The sequence below is a fragment of the Stenotrophomonas sp. SXG-1 genome (genome assembly GCF_014083965.1).
Lineage (GTDB): Bacteria > Pseudomonadota > Gammaproteobacteria > Xanthomonadales > Xanthomonadaceae > Stenotrophomonas > Stenotrophomonas geniculata.
The window spans coordinates 4,396,483-4,416,026 of the sequence record NZ_CP046588.1; the positions used below are offsets into that span (position 1 = coordinate 4,396,483).

The window sequence follows — 19,544 nt, forward strand, 5'->3', positions numbered from 1 at the left end:
CGTGGCGCCTTCCCCGCCTGCGGTGCGCCCCGCACCGGACAGGCCCTGCCCCACTTCTTTCAAGGATGACCCCATGCCTGCTGCTGTTTCCCTTCGCCCCCGCGCTGCGGGCTGGCGCTCCCTGCTGTTGCTTGCATTGGCCTCGGCCAGCCTGCCGGCCGCCGCGCAGTCGATGGCCTGCGGCACATACAGGGACAGCAGCGGCAACACCACGCTGACCCTCGAGAGCGAAGGCCACGGCTTCCTGTCCGGCCCCTACCAGGCGACAGAGGAGCTGCGCATCGCCCGCCAGGAGGACGTGCTGGGTACCGGCAACCTGTCCACAGGCCAGCTGGAAAATTGGTACTTCTCGGACAACGACCGCACGATCAGCACGCCCTATCGCGAGTTCACCCGTGAGCACGCCGCCGCCTGCAGGACGATGCCGGAGCCCATCGAAGACGGTTGCGTGATGAACACCTCCGAGTGCCTGGAGGCGCTGCCGGAGGCCGCACCCGTGAAACTGCACGCCTGGTGTGCCGAGGGCGTGGGCGCAGCCTGCATGCGGTTGCTGGAGACCTACCAGCAGCGGGCCAAGGACGCAGCCCCCGCGCCTGCACGAGCCGAGCCGCCGAAACCGGAGATCTGCAAGGAGGATTCCGCATCCTTCAACGCCGAGGGCTGCCGGGCGATCGCCGAGGTGATCGGGCTGGAGATGATCGGCAAGTCCCTGCTCGGGCTGCAGCATGCGGTCGACCCTGCGTTGCCGTCGGCGCAGCTCGATGAGCTGGCCGCACTGTGCCGGCAGCAGCACGGCGAGACCTTCTGCGCCGACGTTGCCGAGGTGCTGTGGAGTGGTGGACGCCTTTCACAGGCCCACGAAGCACTGCAGCTGTCGTGCGCGCAGCGCGCGGACGGCGTGGCCTGCGGCCGCGCCAAGGCACTTGCCAGCCTGGCCACCGCACCAGCCGCTGCACTGGCCCCGGTGCCGGCCACCGCACTGCCCTGTGGCAGCTTTGAAGCCGAATACGGCGTGCTCTCGCAGCTGCGCTTCCTTGATGGCGGCCTGGTTGAGGCCGAGGGTCGCGACCAGCGCATGCGCGCGCGCCTGCAGGACGGCCGTATCTTCATCCGTCGCGATGTCGGCAGCGACTTCGTACTGCAGCCGCTGCAGAACGGCAACCTGGCCAGCATCGATAGCGGCGACCGTTTTGCCTATTACGAGCGCAAGCCGACCACAGGCAGCGCCAGCTGCAAGCCGCCTGTGGCCTTCGTGGAAATTCCGCTGCCGCTGGATTGCCCGACCCTGGCACGCAAGGACGGCGCAAAGGCCTGCTGCACCGATGGCAAGCTGCTCGGCTGCAAGGTGGCCGGCGAAGCGCTGTTCGAGTCCGAAAAATGGGCCGCGTCGCTGCCCTACTTCGAGACCCTGTGCGGCGCGGGCGTGCGCGAAGGCTGCCTGGCATTGGCATCGGTGTATTCGCACACCGCAGACCCGAAGATCCCGCAAGCCATGGCTGCGATCTGCGCGAAGGATGGCAAAGGCACGCACGTGGCCTGTGATGTGGACGCCACCCGCAACTGGCCGGCGCTTAAGGCCGAAGCCGCGCCCTGAGGCTCATGCACCTGTAGAGCCGAGCCCACGCTCGGCTCCGGACGCAAGGCAGCCGAGCATGGGCTCGGCTCTACAAGGTCAGGTGCTCTTCCTCGGAATGATGGTGATGTGCCCGTTGATCTCCAGCAGGGCCAGCTCGACATCCTCCACGCCCAGGCCGCCCTGTTGGCGCATGGCGGCCTCGAAATCCGCACGGGTGACCTGCTCGCGGCGCAGAACGGCATCGAACAGGCGCCCATCACGCGCGATCACCACCGGTTCTCCTTCAACCAGGCGCTCGATCCGCCGGCTGCGGGTGCTCACCCAGCCCACCCCGTAGTTGAGCAGGATCAGGGTGGCCGCCAGCAACAGGCCGCCGCCCAGCGAGGTGTCGGTGCCCAGCAGCGCGTTCTGCACCGCGTTGCCCAGCAGGACCACCAGCAGCACGTCGAACGGGGTGATCTGCCCCAGCGGGCGCTTGCCGCTGAGCCGGACCATGCCCAGCACCACGACATAGACCACCACCGCGCGCAGGATGAACTCCCACCACGGCATTGCCAGTGCGAACAGGTCGGGCATGGTCTTCCCCTGCGGAGCGGTGGCCCAGCGTGGCGCAGGCCATGGCGTCTGGCAACGGCGCAAATAAAAAGCCCCGCTGACCAGGGGGAGGTCAACGGGGCCGGGGAACGGGCACTTGGGGAGGAGTCCCCGTTCCGAGATCTGCTCCAGGGGATGGGAGAGATCCACAACAGGCGTTGCGCCTGTCGAGAGTTATAGAAGCACTCCGAACACTAACGGTTCGTGAAGGGGCCCAATTTAATGAACCTCGATCAGGGCAACATTCATGATCGAGTCAGAAACCTCTGACGAATGAACGAATTCACGTCGTTTTCGGCCTGAAACACCCTCAGTGTGCTTCGTCCCAGTTGTTGCCGATGCCGGTATCGACCACCAGCGGCACCCGCAGTTTGGCCGCTTGCGACATGCGCTCCACCACCTGCAAACGCAAGTCTTCAACGAAACTACTTTCGGCTTCGAAGACCAGTTCATCGTGCACCTGCAGGATCATCCGTGCTGGTGCCCCGCTGTCACGCAGCCACTGGTCCACGTCCACCATCGCGCGCTTGATGATGTCGGCGGCGGTGCCCTGCATCGGCGCGTTGATCGCAGCACGCTCGGCACCGGCGCGCAGGCCCTGGTTACGTGCATGAATGTCGTTCAGGTACAGGCGGCGGCCGAACAGGGTCTCTACATAGCCCTGGTCACGCGCCTGCTGGCGCATCCGCTCCATGAAGTCGCGCACGCCCGGGTAGCGGCTGAAGTACAGCGCCACGTAGTCCTGCGCCTGGCCCCGGTCGATGCCCAGGTTGCGGGCCAGGCCGAAGGCGCTCATGCCGTACATCAGCCCGAAGTTGATCGCCTTGGCGGCGCGGCGCTCGTTCGGCGTCACGTCCTCCAGCGTACGCCCGAACACCTCGGCGGCGGTGGCACGGTGCACGTCGGCACCCTGCTCGAACGCGCGCACCAGGCCCGGGTCCTCGGACAGGTGGGCCATGATCCGCAGCTCGATCTGCGAGTAGTCGGCGGCCAGCAGCTGGAAGCCCTCCGGGGCGATGAACGCGCGGCGGATGCGGCGGCCATCTTCGGTGCGGATCGGGATGTTCTGCAGGTTGGGGTCCGACGAGGACAGGCGGCCGGTAGCGGCACCGGACTGGTGGTAGCTGGTGTGCACGCGTCCGGTGTCCGGGTTGACCATCTCCGGCAGCTTGTCGGTGTACGTGCTGCGCAGCTTGGCCAGGCCGCGGTAATCGAGGATCACGCGCGGCAGTTCGTGCTGGTCGGCAATCGCCTCCAGTGCCTCTTCATTGGTGCTGGGCTGGCCCTTCGGGGTCTTCACCACCGCCGGCAGCTTCAGCTCGTCGAACAGCACCGCCTGCAGCTGCTTGGGCGAATCCAGGTTGAAGCTGCGCCCAGCCAGTTCGGTGGCCTTCTGCTGCGCCGCCAGCATGCGCGAGGACAGGTCCTGGCTCTGCCGGCGCAGTTCGTCGGTGTCGACCCGCACGCCGTTGGCTTCGATGCTGGTCAGCACCGGCACCAGCGGCATCTCGATGTCGCGGTACACGCTGTCCAGTGCCGGTTCGGCCAGCAGCTGCGGCTGCAGCGCGCGGTGCAGGCGCAAGGTGATGTCGGCGTCCTCGGCCGCATAGCGGCTGGCTTCGTCGATGCCCACCTGCGAGAACGGAATCTGCTTGGCGCCCTTGCCGGCCACGTCCTCGAACTTGATGGTGTTGTAGCCCAGATAGCGCAGGGCCAGCGAATCCATGTCGTGGCGGGTGGCGGTGGAATTGAGCACGAAGCTCTCGAGCATGGTGTCGTCGTGGTAGCCCTGCACGTCCACGCCGTGACGGCGCAGCACGTGCAGGTCGTACTTGCCGTGCTGGCCCAGCTTCTTCTTCGCCGGGTCCTGCAGCATCGGGCGCAGCGCATCCAGCACCTGCTGCATCGGCAGCTGGGCCGGCGCACCCGGGTAATCGTGGCCGACCGGAATGTAGGCGGCCTTGCCCGGCTCGACCGCCAGACTGACGCCGACCAGGCGCGCACGCATCGCGTCCAGCGCATCGGTTTCGGTATCGAAGCTGATCAGGTCCGCCTGCTGCAGGCGCTCGACCCAGGCCTGCAGCTGCTCGGCGGTCAGCACGGTCTCGTATTCACCTGGCGCGGCCAGCGCCGGATCCAGCGTGCCCGCTGCCGGTGCCTCGGCGCTGCCGCGGGCAAAGCCTGCTGCCGTACCGCGCAGGCTCGGCGTTGCTTCGCTGGCGGCCGTCGGCGCCGGCAGCGGTGCACCCAGCTCCTTCAGCGCCTGGGTGAAGCCGTAGCGCGCATACAGCTCGGTCAACTCCGGCACGTCCTGCTCGCGCAGGGCCAGCATGGTCGGGCTGGCGTCCAGCTCCACGTCGGTGCGGATGGTCACCAGCTCGCGGTTCAGCGGCAGCCGCTCCAGCGCCGCCCGCAGGTTCTCGCCGATCTTGCCCTTCATGGTCGGCGCGGCCGCCATCACCCCATCCAGGTGCTGATACTCGGCCAGCCACTTGGCGGCGGTCTTCGGCCCGCACTTCTCTACGCCCGGCACGTTGTCGACGGTATCGCCCATCAGCGCCAGCAGGTCGATGATCTGGTCGGCGCGCACGCCGAACTTCTCCATCACCGCCGCGTCCGAATCCATGCGGCTGCCGGTCATGGTGTTGACCAGCTCGATGCCCGGGCGCACCAGCTGGGCGAAGTCCTTGTCGCCGGTGGAGATGGTCACCTTCAGGTCCTGCGCCACGCCCTGCAGGGCCAGCGTGCCGATCACATCGTCGGCTTCCACGCCGGGGATGCGCAGGATGCTGATGCCCAGCGCCTCGACGATGCGGCACATCGGCTCGACCTGGCTGCGCAGCTCATCGGGCATCGGCGGGCGGTTGGCCTTGTACTGGTCGTACAGGTCATCGCGGAAGGTCTTGCCGGGCGCATCGACCACGAACGCCACGTAGGCTGGGCGCTCCTTCAGTGTCGAGCGCAGCATGTTGACCACGCCGAACAGCGCACCGGTGGGTTCGCCCTGTGCATTGGACAGGGGCGGCAGCGCGTGGAACGCGCGGTACAGGTAACTGGACCCGTCGATCAGGACTAATCTGCTCATGGGTCGATTCTACGCGCCCGTGCCTGCATCGCGGCGACACGGCAGGCGCCCGGCGATGGGGCATAATCAAGACTCTTTCCAGGCAAAGGCCCCCGCCGATGAAGACCCTGATGCTGGCTTCCCTGCTCCTGCTCGCTGGCTGCGCCAGCATGGGTGGTGCGGGCGCTCCTCCGGTGGACGTCAAGGGCGCGGATGTATCCAAGCGCACCATGGACAACGGCGATGTCATCGAGGAATACCGCGTGTCCGGCCAGCTGCGTATGGTCAAGGTGACCCCGTCGCGCGGTGCCCCGTTCTACATGTACGACAAGAACGGCGACGGCCGTTTCGACAACGACAAGGATGGCGTGTCGCCGGTGTACTGGAAGCTGTACAGCTGGTGATGTGACCAGGGACGGATCCCTGCGATCCAGTAGATCCACGCCATGCGTGGATTCACCCCGGCCACCACAAAAAAACAACGCCGGCGCGCATCCTGCGGCCGGCGTCGGGTCCCCTCCCCGGGAACGCTTGAATCAGCGGATGACCAGCACCGGCAGCGTGCTGCGCGCCAGCACCTCGGCAGTTTGGCTGCCCAGCAGCACGCGGGTCACGCCACGGCGGCCATGCGAGGTCATCACGATCAAATCACTGTTGCGCTCGCCCGCCGTCTCGATGATGCCGTCGGCCGCGTAGCGGTCCAGCACATGCACCGGGTTGGCGGTAATGCCCTGCTCGGCGGCCTTGGCCAGCGCCGGCTGCAGCACCTTCTGCGCGCCTTCCTCGCGGTCGGCCTTGTACTCCGGGCTGTTCATGTAGCCCACGCTCCAGCCCATGGCGTCGTACATGCCGACGGCCCACGGCTCGGACACAGTCACGATATCGACCTCGGCGTTGAGGTCCTTGGCCAGCTCCAGGCCCTTGGCCAGGCCCTTGTCGGCCAGCTCGGACCCGTCGGTGGCAATCAGGATGCGCTTGTACATGGTGGGGCTCCGTGGCGATCTGCCAGATGGGAACGACACCATTACACACCGGATGTGCAGGCTGCGCCTTGAGCAGGATCAATCCGGCGCCATGCAGTCGCGTGTGCGCACCGCCGGCTTGCGTACCCGATCACTGCGGCGCAAGCTGGGTAGGCGGCGCCGCGCTGCCTTGGGAGAACCCGCATGCAGGACGGCAAGCCGACATCACGCTCCCCGCTCAGGATCATCCTGTGGAGCCTCATCGCCGCCTTCGTGCTGTTCTGCGGCGGTTATTACCTGGGCAAAGATCTTGCCCAGCGCGACAACGCCCGGCAGTCGGCCGGCCGATAGCCGGCTTCTGTAGAGCCGAGCCCATGCTCGGATGCTACTGGCGGGAAAAGCAGCCGAGCATGGGCTCGGCTCTACATCAGGCCCACCCTCAGGCGATCTGCACCACGCGTGCGTTCTGGCACAGCGGATAGCTGGCCACGAATTCGGCAATCGCATCACGCATCGCCTCGAACGATTCGCCATACATGTACAGCGCGGTTTCGGTCGGGCCCTGCCACCAGCTGCAGATCTCGCCCAGGCCGTCGATGTTCTCCGACAGTTGTTCGAATACGTGGTTGGAATCGCACTGTTCGTAGACTTCGTCCGGCAGATTCAGGCCATCCAGGTAGATGCCGAGGCCCTCGGTCACGCCGAAGCTGCGATCAGCCTCGCCAGTCCCCTGCAGCTGCGAACCCTTCGGCGCGCCCAGCTGTTCCAGCAGGTCGATCAGCTTCGGCACGCCATCCGCACCGACCAGTGCCACTTCGATGTCGCCGTATTCGACCTCACCCAGATCCGACATCGCGGTGCCGCCGCCGGTGAGCTCGCCCACCTGGGCCGCCTGCAGCAGCGCGTCAAGCGGATCCTCGAACAGTTCGTGGCGATGCTCCGGCTGCAGCCGGGCGTTCAACTTCACGGTGACGTGCAGCGTGGGTTCGGTCATGGGGCGTTCCTGGAAGAAGTGCCGCCTATTGTAGAGCCGAGCCCATGCTCGGCTGCTTTTGGCGGTAAAAGCAGCCGAGCATGGCTCGGCTCTACAGGAGTTCCCGCCCCTCGACGGTGATCAGATCACCGTCAGGTTGGCGTAGGCCATCACCAGCCACTTGCTGCCGGCGTCGGCGAACTCGACCTGCACGCGGGCGTGGGCGCCGCTGCCTTCGTAGTCGGTCACCATGCCTTCGCCGAACTTGGGATGGGTGACCAGCGCGCCGAGCTTGACCGGCGGCGCTTCGATCGAGGCATGGCCCATCACCCGGCTGGCGCCCATCGAGGCCGGCCGCGAGACCTGCACCTTCGGGCGCACCTCGTGCAGCAGCTCGCGCGGAATCTCGCGCAGGAAGCGCGACGGCAGGCTGTAGTTGTCCTGGCCGTGGATACGGCGCGATTCGGCATAGCTCAGCACCAGCTTCTGGCGCGCGCGGGTGATGCCCACGTAGGCCAGGCGGCGCTCTTCCTCCAGTCGCCCGCTTTCCTCCAGCGAACGTGCGCTGGGGAACAGGCCTTCTTCCAGGCCGGCCAGGAACACCAGCGGGAATTCCAGGCCCTTGGCCGAGTGCAGGGTCATCAACTGCACGCCGTCCTCGCCCGCCTGCGCCTGGCCCTCACCGGCCTCCAGCGCGGCATAGGCCAGGAACGCGACCAGCTCGTCCATGTCCTCGCCTACTTCCTCGATGTCGTCGGCGCGACGCACGAAGCGCGAGGCCACCGAGACCAGTTCGTCGAGGTTGTCGGTACGCGACTCCGAGTCCAGCGCGTTGCGGCTTTCCTTGCTCCAGTGCTCGCGCAGCTGCGAGCGGGCCAGCACGTGGTCCACCCGCTCGGCCAGGGTCATGTGCAGGGTCTGTGCCTGCAGCTCGTTGACCAGCACCAGGAAGCCGGCCAGCGCATTGCGCGCACGTGCGGCCAGCGCGCTGCCCTGGGTGACCAGCATGGTCGCTTCCCACAGCGAAATACCCTGTGCGCGCGCCTCGCGGCGCACTTCGTCCAGCGTGCGGTCACCGATGCCACGCGTGGGGGTGTTCACCGCGCGCTCGAACGCCGCGTCATCGTTGCGGTTGGACAGCAGGCGCAGGTAGGCCAGCGCATCCTTGATTTCGGCACGCTCGAAGAAGCGCATGCCGCCATACACGCGGTACGGCACCTGTTCGCTCAGCAGCGCTTCTTCCAGCGCGCGCGACTGCGCGTTGCTGCGGTAGAGCACGGCCACTTCGGTGTAGCTGCCACCATCGCGCACCCACTGGCGGGCACGCTCGACGATGTAGCGCGCCTCGTCCATCTCGTTGTACGCGGCGTACAGATCGATCGGCTCGCCGTCACCGCTGTCGGTCCACAGCTGCTTGCCGATGCGATCCGGGTTGTGCGCGATCACCGCGTTGGCGGCACCGAGGATGTTGGCGGTGGAGCGGTAGTTCTGCTCCAGGCGGATGGTCTGCGCGCCAGGGAAATCGCGCAGGAAGCCCTGCACGTTCTCGACCTTGGCACCACGCCAGCCGTAGATGGCCTGGTCATCGTCGCCGACCACGAACACATGGCCTTCGTGACCGGCCAGCACGCGCACGAAGGCGTACTGGATGGCGTTGGTATCCTGGAACTCGTCCACCAGGATTTCGCGGAAACGGGCGCGGTAATGCGACAGCAGCGCGGGGTTGTCGCGCAGCAGTTCGTGCGCACGCAGCAGCAGCTCGGCGAAGTCGACCAGGCCGGCGCGGTCGCAGCGCGCCTGGTATTCGATGTAGGCCTGGCGCATGGTTTCCAGCCACGCATCGTGCGGCTCGGGCTGGATGTGCTGCGGGCGGCGGCCTTCGTCCTTCTGTGCGTTGATCCACCACGCGATCTGCTTGGCCGGGTACTTGCCGTCGTCCAGTTCCAGCGCCTGCACCACGCGCTTGACCAGCCGCAGCTGGTCGTCCGAGTCCATCACCTGGAAGCCTTCGGGCAGCTTGGCGTCCTGCCAGTGCAGGCGCAGCAGGCGGTTGGCCAGGCCGTGGAAGGTGCCGATCCACATGCCACGACTGCCGTTGGGCAGCTGGGCATCGATGCGGTGGCGCATTTCGCCGGCCGCCTTGTTGGTGAAGGTCACCGCGAAAATGCCGTGGGTCGGCACGCCATTGACTTCATGCAGCCAGGCGATGCGGTGGGTGAGTACGCGGGTCTTGCCGGAACCGGCACCGGCCAGCACCAGGTGGTGGCCGGGGGGAGCGGAGACGGCTTCGCGCTGGGCCGGGTTCAGGCCATCAAGCAGGTGGGAGACATCCATGCCCCCATTTTACGGCATCGCCGTCGCGGCTCCTGCGATCACTTCGGTGGCGAGCGCCTGCGCCTGCTGACGCAGTTCAGGCACCGCCAGGCTTTCCCACAGGCTGCCGATGCGCAGGCTGCCGAGCACGCCCAGCCGCGCCTGCGGCTGGCCACCGGCGGCGCGCAGGCGGCCGCCCGGCACCGTGCTGTCCAGGCCCAGCCCATGCGGGCCGGGGCGGGCCAGCCCATCGGCCTGCAGCTGCTGCAGCAACGGATTGCGCAGCGCACTGGCGCGGGTTTCGACGCCGGTGGCGTTGATCACACCGCTGATCGTCCACTGCTGTTCATTGCCGGAGGCATCGCGGCCCGACAACTGCAGCGCATCGCCGTCGCGCCAGACGCGCTGCAGGCGGGACCGGTGGATACGCAGTTGGCCGCTGTCCTGCAGGGCCTGCAGCTGCGCGTCCACCTCTTCGGCGATGCGGTGGCGATGCACATCCCAGTAGCGCACCACATGGCGCAGGAAGCGTCGCTGGTCGGCCTCATCAAGGCTGCACCACAGCGCCTGGCCATGCGGACGGATGCGGTCCATCACGCCCTGCCACGGCAGGCCGTCGGCGTGCGCCTGGCGGGCAAAGCTGCGCAGCGCGCGCAGGCGCTGGCGCAGGTTCATCGGCAGCAGCACCGCCGGATCGAAGCTGGGCAGGCCGCCGTGCGCGTGCGGCAGCGGCAGCAGGCCATGGCGCGAGATCACATGCAGCGGCCCGGTGTGACCGGCGGCGACCAGCGCCAGCACGGTGTCGGCCATGCTCAAGCCGGAGCCGACAATGGCCACGGCCTGTTCGCCGGCCAAGGTACGCACACCGTCGTAGTCCCAGGCCTCGATCACGTCGTCGGCGGGCAGTGCCTCGGCACCGGCCACCGGCAGCGGCCGCATGCTGTTGCCGGTGGCGAGCACCGCCTGCGCGGCCTGCAGCGTGCCGCCATCGCCGAGTGCCAGCTGGTAGCCGTGGTCATCCGGTTGCAGGCCCAGCACCGGTTGCGCGATCACCTGCAGCTGCGCCGGGCTGGCGGCAATGGCCTCCTGCAGGCGCTGCTGCAGGTAGGCGGCAAAGAAGTGGCGGCACACATAGCGCTCGCCCAGCACCTCGCGCGCTTCGCCCGGGTAGGCGTTGGCGGCCATCAGGTAGTCGAGGAAATCGCCGGGCTGGTCGGCAAACGCACTCATCTTCGCCGCCGGCACGTTCAGCAGGTGCTCCGGCCACGGCGTGGCATAGGCGATACCCTGGGCCAGCTGCGAGGCGGGTTCGAAAATGGCCAGCGCCAGCGGCGCGTGGGCCTGGCGCAGTACCTGGATCGCCACCAGCACCCCGGCTGCACCACCACCGATGATCGCCAGGTCCAGTTCGCCATTACGCGGTGAATCAGTCATGCACCGATTGTAGGCCATCGGCGATGACAGGCCGGATTGCCGAAGCGGGCGGTTACCGTCGCCTCACATCAACGCATCGGCCAAGCGTGCGATGCCCTCGCGGCTGCGCCGCCAGGCAGGACGCTTGCGCCATTGCTGCAGATCCAGCTGCCGCGATTCACGCAGGTAGCCATCCTCGATCCCGCACAACTGCTTCACCAGCGCGTGGTCGTAGCAGATCAGGCCGATCTCGGCATTCAGCGCGAACGAACGGATATCCATGTTGATCGAGCCGAGCACGGCGATGTCCTCGTCCACGCTCATGTGCTTGGCGTGCAGGAACTGCGGTTCGTACAGGGCGATGCGCACGCCGCAACGCAGCAGTTCGTCGTAGTACGCCTCCTGCGCCCACGAGGTCAGCCGCTGGTTGTTGCTGGCAGAGAGGATCAGCTGCACCTGCACGCCGGACAATGCGGCGATACGCAGTGCGCTCAATGTGGCCTCGTCGGGCACGAAGTACGGGGTCACCATCACCAGCCGGCGCCGCGCCAGATGAATCAGCGCCGCAACCGCATCGCGCGCGTTGCTGTACGGGTAGGCCGGGCCGCTGGGCAGCAGCTGGGTAGCGATGTCATCACTGCACTCGGGCACGTCGGCAATCACGTCCAGGCGCTGGCCGGTTTCCATGTACCAGTCACTGGCGAACACCGCCTCCAGGTGCGCCACCGCCGGGCCACGCACGCGCGCCACCAGCTCGCGGTTCGGGTGGCCGGGCACGAACTGCGGGCCGGCCAGGTTCTGCGAACCGACATAGGCCACTTCGTTGTCGATCACCGCGATCTTGCGGTGGTTGCGCAGGTCCATGCGCCCGCTGCGGCGCCAGCGCAGGCCACCGGGCAGCATTGCGCGCACTTCGATGTCGCGCGCTTCCAGGCGCTTGCGGTAGGCGCGCAGGCCGCGCTTGGCGCCCACCGCATCGAGCAGCACGCGGCACTGCACGCCACGTGCAGCCGCACGTTGCAGCGCCTCGACGATGGCCTCACCGACCGCATCGTCGAACATCAGGTAGTACAGCAGGTGCACGCGGTCTTCGGCCTGGTCGATGTCGGCGATGAGCGTGTGCAGCGAGTCGTCGTAGTCGGTCAGCAGATCGACCGCATTGCCGTGCACCGGCATGAAATCGCCCTGGCGCTGCACCAGCGGCACGATCTCGGCGCTGGCGGTGTCCGGCTGCGGGGTCCAGCGCAGGCGATGCTGCAGCGCCTGTTCCTCGCGGATGACCTGCGAGGCCTCGGCCTGGCGGCGGATGCGCTCGCGCGACAGCCATGGGTGGCCGAACAGCAGGTACAGCGGCAGGCCCAGCAGCGGCACGAAGCCGACCAGCAGCAGCCAGCTGCGCGCCGCACCCGGCGTGGTGCGGGTGGGAATCCAGCACAGCGCGACCAGCCGGATCAGCCAGTCGATCAGCAGCAGGTACGAACCCAGCAACCACTCGAACAGCATCGCGTCGCCCGTCGGGAGGTGATGGGCCATTCTGCCCAGCGGGGTGTGTAGAGTCGAGCCGCGCTCGACTGCGTTGAACCAGCGTGTCGACCAAGGTCGACACCCACAGGCACCCACCGGCCCCACCGTCGGGCATGAAAAAACCCGCCACGAGGGCGGGTTTCTTCGGAAGCGACCAGCAATCCTTGCGGATTACTTGATCTTGCCTTCCTTGTACGGGACGTGCTTGCGCACGACCGGATCGTACTTGGAGAATTCCATCTTCCCCGGGGTGTTCTTCTTGTTCTTGTCGGTCGTGTAGAAGTGACCGGTACCAGCGGTCGAAATCATACGGACCTTATCGCGCTTGCCTGCCATGATCGTCTACTCCTCAGACCTTTTCGCCGCGCGCACGCAGCTCAGCCAGAACGGAATCGATACCGTTCTTGTCGATGGTGCGCAGTGCATGCGCGGAAACACGAAGCTTCACCCAGCGGTTTTCGCTGGCAACCCAGAAGCGGCGCTCGTGCAGATTCGGCAGGAAACGACGACGGGTCTTGTTGTTGGCGTGCGAGACGTTGTTACCCGTCTGCACTCGCTTGCCGGAAACCTGGCATACGCGGGACATTGCGCACCTCGATAGTAAGTTGTGTCAGCCCGTAGCCCGGGAGACGGCGGCCTCGATGGTTGCCCACCACACGTCAAGAGAATCAAAGGGTTACGCTGGCGTTGGGCGGCCGGGGACGTGCTCCCGGGGGCGCCGCCCGGTAGAAAACCGGACACAGCGAGCCGCGCATTATGCACGGGTTCAAGCACTTGCGCAAGTTACCCACAGGCCGGGGCTGAATGCGCCGGGGCTGCAGCACGCCAACCGGCATACTGCCGCGGATCGCTGCGGAGCTTTCCATGCGGCTGCTGGCCCTGACCTACGGAACCGAAGGCGATACCCGCCCACTGGCCATGCTCTGCCATGGGCTGATCGGCGCAGGCCATGAGGTGACACTGCTGGCCGATGGCGGCACCTTGGGCAGCGCGAAGGCGCTGAAGGTGCCCCATGCGGCTCTTGAAGGTGACATCCATGACGAAGTGGTCGCGCTGGTCTCGCGTGGCAACGGTGTTGCCGCAGCCAGTAACGGACTGGCACGGATGGCGCTGCAGCATGTCAGCGGCTGGATGCGCCAGGCCAATGCCGCTGCCGAAGGCTGCGATGCGATTCTGACCGGTGGCCTGGCGGCCTTTGTCGGTATGAGCGTGGGCGAACGCCGGGGGCTGCCGGTCATCGGCACCGGCATGATTCCGCTGACCCCGACGCGGGCCTTTCGCTCCCCGTTCCTGCCGCCCGGACGCTCGCCAGGCTGGTTGAACCGCGCCAGCTACGGGCTGGTCAACGGCCTGATCTGGCGCCAGTTCCGCCGGCCGATCAACGCGGCCCGCAAGCAGCTGGGGCAATCGCCGCGCCGCTCGCTGTGGTCCGGCCTGCCGATGCTCTATGGCATCTCGCCGCAGCTGCTGCCGCCACCGGCGGACTGGCCGGCCGACCACATCGTCTGTGGTCAATGGCGGCTTCCTGATGCGCCCTGGACGGCGCCGGCCGATCTGCAGGCCTTCCTCGATGCCGGCCCGCCGCCGGTCTACCTCGGCTTTGGCAGCATGACCGGCTTTGATCGCGAGCGCGTGTTGCCGGCCCTGCTGCAGGCGCTGGCACCGCGCCGTGTCCTGCTGTTTCCCGGCTGGGTGGGACTGCCTGCGATGCGCTTGCCCGATTCTGTCTTCGTACTGGGCCCGACCCCACACGAAGCACTGTTCCCGCGTTGCGCACTCGTCATCCACCATGGCGGCAGCGGCACCACCCATTCGGCCTGCCGCGCCGGCATTCCCTCGCTGGTGATGCCGTTCGCCGCAGATCAGTTCTTCTGGGCCGATCGCCTGTATCGGTTGCGGGTGGCACCGGCGCCGCTGTCAGCGAAGCGGCTGGACGCAGCAACGCTTGCAGCGGCCATCACTTTTGCTGAGAACGACGCAACACGTGCACGCGCTGCTGCCTTGGGTGCGGCGATGCGCAATGAAGATGGGGTGGCACGCGGCGTGACAATGATCGAGCGCTGGTTGCGGCCGGTGTAACAGCGCCCAGCCTCAGCGCAGGTGCGGAATCACCTGGGCCAGCAGATGGGCATCCTTCAACGCGCCATGCAGACCACGGTTGCCCGGGATGCGCAGGCGCTGCAGCACATCGTCCAGCTTGTTGCCCTGGCCGGGCCAGCGCCCCCGCGCCAGCTTCAGGCTGCAGGTGATGCGGCAATGCTGGGCCAGCGTGCCGGGGATGCCAGCCAGGCGCAGCTCGTTGTCCAGGAAGCCCACGTCGAAGGTGGCGTTGTGCGCGACCATCTCGCTGCCGCGCAGGAAGTCGAGCAGTTCGGCGGCCTTGCTGGAGAACAGCGGCTTGCCCACCAGCATCGCATCGCTGATGCCATGCACGCGCTGCGCGCCCCAATCGACCCTGCGCTGCGGCTGCAGGTAGGTGTGGAACTGGCGGCCGGTGAGCTGGCCATCGATCAGTTCGACGGCACCGATTTCGATCACCCGGTGCCCCAGGCGGTGGGAGATGCCGGTGGTTTCGGTATCCAGTGCGACGATGCGACTCATGCGTGAGGCTGTTTTCTTTTGCGTGCTGTGGTGATTTTCGCACGCCCCGTGTGTGTCACCCCAGCGCCTCCACCACCCAATCGATGAACACCCGCAGCCGCTGGCTCATGTGCCGGGTCGGCGGGAACATCACGTGCATCGGCATCGGCGGCAGCTGCCAGTCCTGCAGCACCGGCAGCAGTTCGCCACGCGCCACATGCGGCTCGGCCATGTAGCTGGGCAGCGCCACCACGCCCAGGCCCGCCAGCGCTGCGGCCAGATAGGCGTTGCCGTCATCGAAGCCGACCGTATAGCGGCCCTGCACCTCAACGCGTTCATCGCCGCGCTGCGCGCTGAACACCCGCGCCCGGCCACTGCGCGGGCTGAGGAAGCCGACCATGTGGTGATCGGGCCCTTCCAGCGCGCGTGGGTCTGTCGGCAGGCCGAAGCGCTGCACATAGCCGGGGCTGGCGTGGAAACCGATCGGCAGCGCCGCCAGCGGCCGCGCCACCAGCGCTGGGTCGGCCGGGGTGCCACCACGGATCACGCAATCGACGTTGTCGGCGATGACATCGACCTCGCGGTCGCTGACGCCGATATCCAGCTGGATCTCCGGGTAGCGCGCCTGGAACTCCGGCAGCGCCGGTACCAGCTGCAACCGCGCGTAGGGCCCGGGCACATCCACGCGCAGACGCCCGCGCGGCTGGGTAGCTGCGTCGCCCAGCCCGCCTTCCACCTCTTCCAGTTCGGCCAGCAGGCGGGCGATGCGCGGGTAATAGGCCGCGCCATCGGCGGTGACGCTGACCCGGCGCGTAGTGCGGTTGAGCAGGCGCAGCCGCAGGTGCGCCTCCAGTTGCTGCACCAGCTGGGTCACCGTGGTGCGACTGATCTGCAGGGTCTGCGCGGCGCGGGTGAAGCTGCCGGTTTCCACCACGCGGGCAAAGGCCCGCATCGCCTCGAAACGGTCCATGGCTGGCCGTGATTGTTTGGGATTTGCAATCAATCTAGGCCGATCATCGCGGTTTATCCAGACAGCACTCGCGGGGAGGATGGCGTTCTCTCCCACGGGATCTTCCCCATGTCACAGCGTGATGTCGTTTTCCCCGCCGGTCGCCAGGCCCTGTACGAGCGCAACCGCTATTCGCCGGCGATCCGGTCCGATGGCTTCCTGTTCGTTTCCGGCCAGGTCGGCAGCCGCGAGGACGGTTCGCCCGAGCCGGACTTCGAGGCGCAGGTGCGCCGTGCCTTCGAGAATCTCAATGCGGTGCTGGCTGCCGCAGGCTGCACGTTCGATGACGTGATCGACGTGACCGTGTTCCTGGTCGATCCGGAAACCAACTTCGAGAAGGTCTGGGCGATCGTGCCCGAGTACTGGGGCGAGGCGCCGCACCCGACCCTGACCGGTATCGGCGTGACCTGGCTGTATGGGTTCCAGTTCGAGATCAAGGTGATCGCGAAGCTGCCGTGACCGAGCCCATGCTCGGCTGGTCGTGCGAAAGCAGCCGAGCGTAGGCTCGGCTCTACAGACGCGCAGCCCGGTGTCCGACCCCACGGGCCGAAAAGCGTGCCGGCCAAGGTCGGCACCCGCCAGGGCAGAAGTCCCCAGGCCGCCCACCTGAACGGGAGATTCCGACGAATTCCCGAAGCGGCCATTGATATTGTATCCGGCGAAAACCGCTTGCTAGCCTCCCCTTCATGCGCTGGATCACCCGCCACCTCCGTTCGACCCTGCTGATGCTGCTGATGGCGGCATTCGTGGTCGTGCCGGTGGCCGATGCCCTGGCGTGCACGGTGGAACCGCATGCCAGCACGGTGCATGTGGAATCCGCACCGGATGCCGATGGCGATACCGACGGCAAGCATGTCGGTGCCTGTGGCCACAACCACTGCCACCACTCCAACCTGAGCCTGCCGGCGCACACGATCGCCGCCTTCGGGGCGCCACTGCCGGCGCGCTGGATGAGTGCGGGCGATGCGGCGACCTATGCGGTCGCCCAGGATGAATTGACGCGTCCACCCCGGGCGTGAGTTGAGCGCGTCCCGCGATTGCGGGCTCCCGTTTCACTCACAACCGGAATCCCCTATGTCGATCCTGACACCTCGGTCGCCGCGTGCGGCCGGGCTGGTCGTCGCCGTGTTGCTGGGCCTGGCCCCGGCGGCATCGGTGATGGCGCAAGCCGCCCCCTCCTACGACACCCTGCTTGAACGCCTGGACCAGCTGCCCGGCACCCGTGTGGGTACGGCACTGGCCGAGGCCGCCGATGCGCGCGCCGACCAGGCCCGTGCGCTGCCCAATCCCTCCCTTTCCTGGTCGGCCGAAAACGCCTGGGGCTCCGGCACCTACCGTGGCATGGGCAAGGCCGACACCGTGCTCACCCTGTCCCAGCCGCTGGAGGTCTGGGGCCAGCGTGGCGCGCGCGTCCGCGCCGCCCGTGCCGAGGCCCAGGCGGCCAACCTGCGTGGCGCGCAGAGTCGCAGCGACGTGGCCAGCCAGCTGGCGGTGGTCTATGCACAGGCGGAAAGTGCACTGCGCCGCTACACCCTGGCCGAGGAAGCACTGTCACTGACCCGCGATGACGCCAACGCCGTCAACGCCATGGTCAAGCAGGGCCGCGAACCGCAGCTGCGCGCGGTGCAGGCACAGAGCGAAGTGGCCAACGCCAGCGCGGCGCTGGATGAGGCGCAGGCCTTCCGCGATGCCGCGCTGGCGCGCCTGGCCGGTACCGCGCTGCTGGATGCACCGGTGCAGTCGATCGACAACAGCCTGCTCGACCGCGCCCCGCCGCTGCCGCGCGGTGCCACCGATACCGCACTGGCAGTGCGCATCGCCGAAGCCGAAGCCGATGCGGCGGGCAAGCTGGTGGACGTGGAGCGCAAACGCGCCCTGCCCGACCTCAGTGTCACCGCCGCGCAGACCCGCTTCCGCGAAGGCGGCGAGCGCGCCTACAACCTCGGGCTCAGCCTCAGCATCCCGCTGTTCGACCGCAACCGTGGCGGCATCCGCGCCGCCAATGCCGACCAGCGCGCGGCCGAAGCGCGCCTGGACCAGCAGCGCCGCGACAGCGAGGCCGAGCGCCTGTCCGCCGTGGCCGGGCTGAAGGCCGCCGGCAGCCGTACCCGTGCCGCCGATGAAAGCGTGGTCGCCGCCGAAGAGGCGTATCGCCTTGCGCGCGTCGGCTTCGACGCCGGACGCATCTCGCAGCTGGAACTGCGCAGCACGCGCAGCGCCCTCATCGCCGCCCGCGGCACCGCCGTGGATGCGCGCCTGTCGCGCGTCGCCGCGGAAATCGATCTTGCCCGCCTGGAAGGGCGCGCACCTTTTGTGGAGGCCCCATGACTCTCTCCCGTTCCTTTCCCCTGATCGGCGGCCTCCTGCTGACCGTGTTCCTGGCTGGCTGCGCCGGCAACGCGCAGACGCCGGCGAATGAAGATCCCGCTGCGGCCAAGGCCGGCACCGACGATGGCCACGGTCATGCCGCCGACAGCAAGGAAGCCAAGGCAGAAACCGCGAAGGCGCCGGCGGACGCCGATGAAGGCGTGGTGCAGCTGACCCCGGAGCAGATCAAGGCCTCCGGTATCGAAGTGGTTGCCGTCGGTCGCGGCGGTGGTGGTTCAACCCGCCTCGCCGGCCGGGTCGAGCCCTCGGTCGGTGCGCGTGCCTCGGTGGCCTCCACCGTGACCGGCCGCGTTGAACGCGTGCTGGTCGCACCGGGCACGGCGGTGAAGCAGAACCAGGCACTGGCCATCGTGGTCAGCGGCGAAGCGGCGGTGTTCCGTGCCAATGCGCTGGCCGCATCGGCCGAAGCCGAGGCCGCACGCCTGGCCTATGGCCGCGACAAGGCGCTGGTCGACCAGGGCGTGGTCGCGCGCCAGGAAATGGAAGCCTCGCGTGCACGCTCGCTGGCGGCACAGGCGCAGGCGGCCGCCGCGCAGGCGCAGGCCGCCGCCAACGGTGCGCCCGATGCCAGTGGCCGCGTGCGCATCACCAGCCCGGTGGCCGGCATCGTCGGCAACGTGCAGGTCACCCCGGGTGGCGTGGTCGCCGCCGGTAGCGCCGTGGCCGACGTCGCCGATCCGGCGATGAACGAGCTGGTGTTCACCGCACCGCCGGCGCTGGCCGCGCAGGTCACGCCGGGCATGAAGCTGGAAGTGAGTGTGCCGGGTGGCAGCTTCACCGCCACCGTCACCGGCTCGGCCGCCGATGTCCGCCAGCAGGGCGGCGTCGCGGTGATCCGCGCCACGCCGGTCGATGCCTCGTTGCCGCCGGCCGGTTCGCCGGTATCGGCGGTGGTGGTCACCGAAGGCCAGGACGGTTCGCTCAGCGTGCCCGCCGATGCGGTGCAGAACGTCGATGGCAGCAGTGTGGTGTTCGTCGCCGTCGAAGGCGGCTTCAAGGCGCAGCCGGTACTGGCCGGGCGTCGCGCCGGCGACCGTATCGAGATCCTCGGGGGCCTGACCGGCAACGAACGCATCGTCGGTGCCAACGCCTTCCTGCTCAAGGCCGAACTGGCCAAGGGCGAAGCCGAGCACGGCCACTGAGGAGGC

19 protein-coding genes are annotated in these 19,544 nt (G+C 67.8%); 8 read left to right on the plus strand and 11 right to left on the minus strand.

Going from position 1 to position 19,544, the window contains the following annotated elements:
* Window positions 1-73: 73 nt before the first annotated feature.
* Window positions 74-1,594: a hypothetical protein gene (locus GOC52_RS20075; protein ID WP_191850320.1), complete on the plus strand. Its 1,521-nt coding sequence runs from the start codon at window positions 74-76 to the stop codon at window positions 1,592-1,594.
* Window positions 1,595-1,672: 78 nt separating this feature from the next.
* Here GOC52_RS20075 and GOC52_RS20080 read toward each other — a convergent pair whose 3' ends face one another.
* Both GOC52_RS20080 and polA read right to left on the minus strand, forming a co-directional pair.
* Window positions 1,673-2,152 (minus strand): DUF421 domain-containing protein, encoded by a 480-nt coding sequence (locus GOC52_RS20080; RefSeq protein ID WP_049454188.1) that lies wholly within the window; start codon window positions 2,150-2,152, stop codon window positions 1,673-1,675.
* Window positions 2,153-2,480: 328 nt separating this feature from the next.
* Window positions 2,481-5,255 (minus strand): DNA polymerase I, encoded by a 2,775-nt coding sequence (gene polA / locus GOC52_RS20085; RefSeq protein WP_191850322.1) that lies wholly within the window; start codon window positions 5,253-5,255, stop codon window positions 2,481-2,483.
* A 98-nt stretch (window positions 5,256-5,353) separates the two neighbouring features.
* Here polA and GOC52_RS20090 point away from each other — a divergent pair, with 98 nt between their 5' ends.
* Complete coding sequence (locus GOC52_RS20090) at window positions 5,354-5,638, plus strand: DUF2782 domain-containing protein (protein ID WP_005411628.1); 285 nt, start codon at window positions 5,354-5,356, stop codon at window positions 5,636-5,638.
* A 132-nt stretch (window positions 5,639-5,770) separates the two neighbouring features.
* On the opposite strand, the gene GOC52_RS20095 is transcribed toward GOC52_RS20090, so the two are convergent.
* Complete coding sequence (locus GOC52_RS20095) at window positions 5,771-6,217, minus strand: universal stress protein (protein WP_005411629.1); 447 nt, start codon at window positions 6,215-6,217, stop codon at window positions 5,771-5,773.
* Between the two features lie 183 nt (window positions 6,218-6,400).
* On the opposite strand from GOC52_RS20095, the gene GOC52_RS20100 reads away from it, so the two are divergent.
* Window positions 6,401-6,547 carry a hypothetical protein gene (locus GOC52_RS20100; protein WP_191850324.1) on the plus strand — a complete coding sequence of 49 codons (147 nt, stop codon included), beginning with the start codon at window positions 6,401-6,403 and terminating at the stop codon, window positions 6,545-6,547.
* Window positions 6,548-6,635: 88 nt separating this feature from the next.
* On the opposite strand, the gene GOC52_RS20105 is transcribed toward GOC52_RS20100, so the two are convergent.
* The 6 genes from GOC52_RS20105 to rpmB form a co-directional block, all read right to left on the minus strand.
* Window positions 6,636-7,190 carry a hypothetical protein gene (locus tag GOC52_RS20105; RefSeq protein WP_019337921.1) on the minus strand — a complete coding sequence of 185 codons (555 nt, stop codon included), beginning with the start codon at window positions 7,188-7,190 and terminating at the stop codon, window positions 6,636-6,638.
* 120 nt (window positions 7,191-7,310) lie between these two features.
* Window positions 7,311-9,503 carry a DNA helicase II gene (gene uvrD / locus GOC52_RS20110; RefSeq protein WP_191850326.1) on the minus strand — a complete coding sequence of 731 codons (2,193 nt, stop codon included), beginning with the start codon at window positions 9,501-9,503 and terminating at the stop codon, window positions 7,311-7,313.
* A gap of 9 nt (window positions 9,504-9,512) precedes the next feature.
* Window positions 9,513-10,934, minus strand: a complete 1,422-nt coding sequence (locus GOC52_RS20115) for an FAD/NAD(P)-binding protein (protein ID WP_191850328.1) — start codon at window positions 10,932-10,934, stop codon at window positions 9,513-9,515.
* 45 nt (window positions 10,935-10,979) lie between these two features.
* Window positions 10,980-12,398: a cardiolipin synthase gene (gene cls / locus GOC52_RS20120; RefSeq protein ID WP_191851494.1), complete on the minus strand. Its 1,419-nt coding sequence runs from the start codon at window positions 12,396-12,398 to the stop codon at window positions 10,980-10,982.
* Window positions 12,399-12,590: 192 nt separating this feature from the next.
* The gene (gene rpmG, locus GOC52_RS20125; protein WP_170272460.1) at window positions 12,591-12,758 is read right to left on the minus strand and encodes a 50S ribosomal protein L33; all 168 of its coding nucleotides are present in this window, start codon (window positions 12,756-12,758) and stop codon (window positions 12,591-12,593) included.
* Window positions 12,759-12,768: 10 nt separating this feature from the next.
* A complete protein-coding gene (gene rpmB, locus GOC52_RS20130; RefSeq protein WP_005411638.1) occupies window positions 12,769-13,005 on the minus strand; it encodes a 50S ribosomal protein L28 in 237 nt (78 codons plus the stop codon).
* 278 nt (window positions 13,006-13,283) lie between these two features.
* Here rpmB and GOC52_RS20135 point away from each other — a divergent pair, with 278 nt between their 5' ends.
* Window positions 13,284-14,498, plus strand: coding sequence for a glycosyltransferase (locus tag GOC52_RS20135; protein ID WP_191850330.1), 1,215 nt, complete (start codon window positions 13,284-13,286; stop codon window positions 14,496-14,498).
* A gap of 12 nt (window positions 14,499-14,510) precedes the next feature.
* Here the strand turns inward: GOC52_RS20135 and dnaQ are convergent, their stop codons facing one another.
* Window positions 14,511-15,020: a DNA polymerase III subunit epsilon gene (gene dnaQ, locus GOC52_RS20140; RefSeq protein ID WP_049436013.1), complete on the minus strand. Its 510-nt coding sequence runs from the start codon at window positions 15,018-15,020 to the stop codon at window positions 14,511-14,513.
* A 55-nt stretch (window positions 15,021-15,075) separates the two neighbouring features.
* Entirely contained in the window at window positions 15,076-15,969 is an 894-nt protein-coding gene (locus tag GOC52_RS20145; RefSeq protein WP_191850332.1) for a LysR family transcriptional regulator, read from the minus strand.
* Between the two features lie 108 nt (window positions 15,970-16,077).
* Here GOC52_RS20145 and GOC52_RS20150 point away from each other — a divergent pair, with 108 nt between their 5' ends.
* From GOC52_RS20150 to GOC52_RS20165, 4 genes are all read left to right on the plus strand, one after another.
* On the plus strand, window positions 16,078-16,467 hold the full coding sequence (locus tag GOC52_RS20150) for a RidA family protein (protein WP_191850334.1): 390 nt from the start codon (window positions 16,078-16,080) through the stop codon (window positions 16,465-16,467).
* Between the two features lie 227 nt (window positions 16,468-16,694).
* Entirely contained in the window at window positions 16,695-17,027 is a 333-nt protein-coding gene (locus GOC52_RS20155) for a hypothetical protein (RefSeq protein ID WP_019337929.1), read from the plus strand.
* A 55-nt stretch (window positions 17,028-17,082) separates the two neighbouring features.
* On the plus strand, window positions 17,083-18,336 hold the full coding sequence (locus GOC52_RS20160; protein ID WP_191850336.1) for a TolC family protein: 1,254 nt from the start codon (window positions 17,083-17,085) through the stop codon (window positions 18,334-18,336).
* Window positions 18,333-19,538 carry an efflux RND transporter periplasmic adaptor subunit gene (locus GOC52_RS20165; protein ID WP_191850338.1) on the plus strand — a complete coding sequence of 402 codons (1,206 nt, stop codon included), beginning with the start codon at window positions 18,333-18,335 and terminating at the stop codon, window positions 19,536-19,538. The genes GOC52_RS20160 and GOC52_RS20165 overlap by 4 nt, the downstream gene beginning before the upstream one ends.
* The last annotated feature ends 6 nt before the right edge of the window (window positions 19,539-19,544 follow it).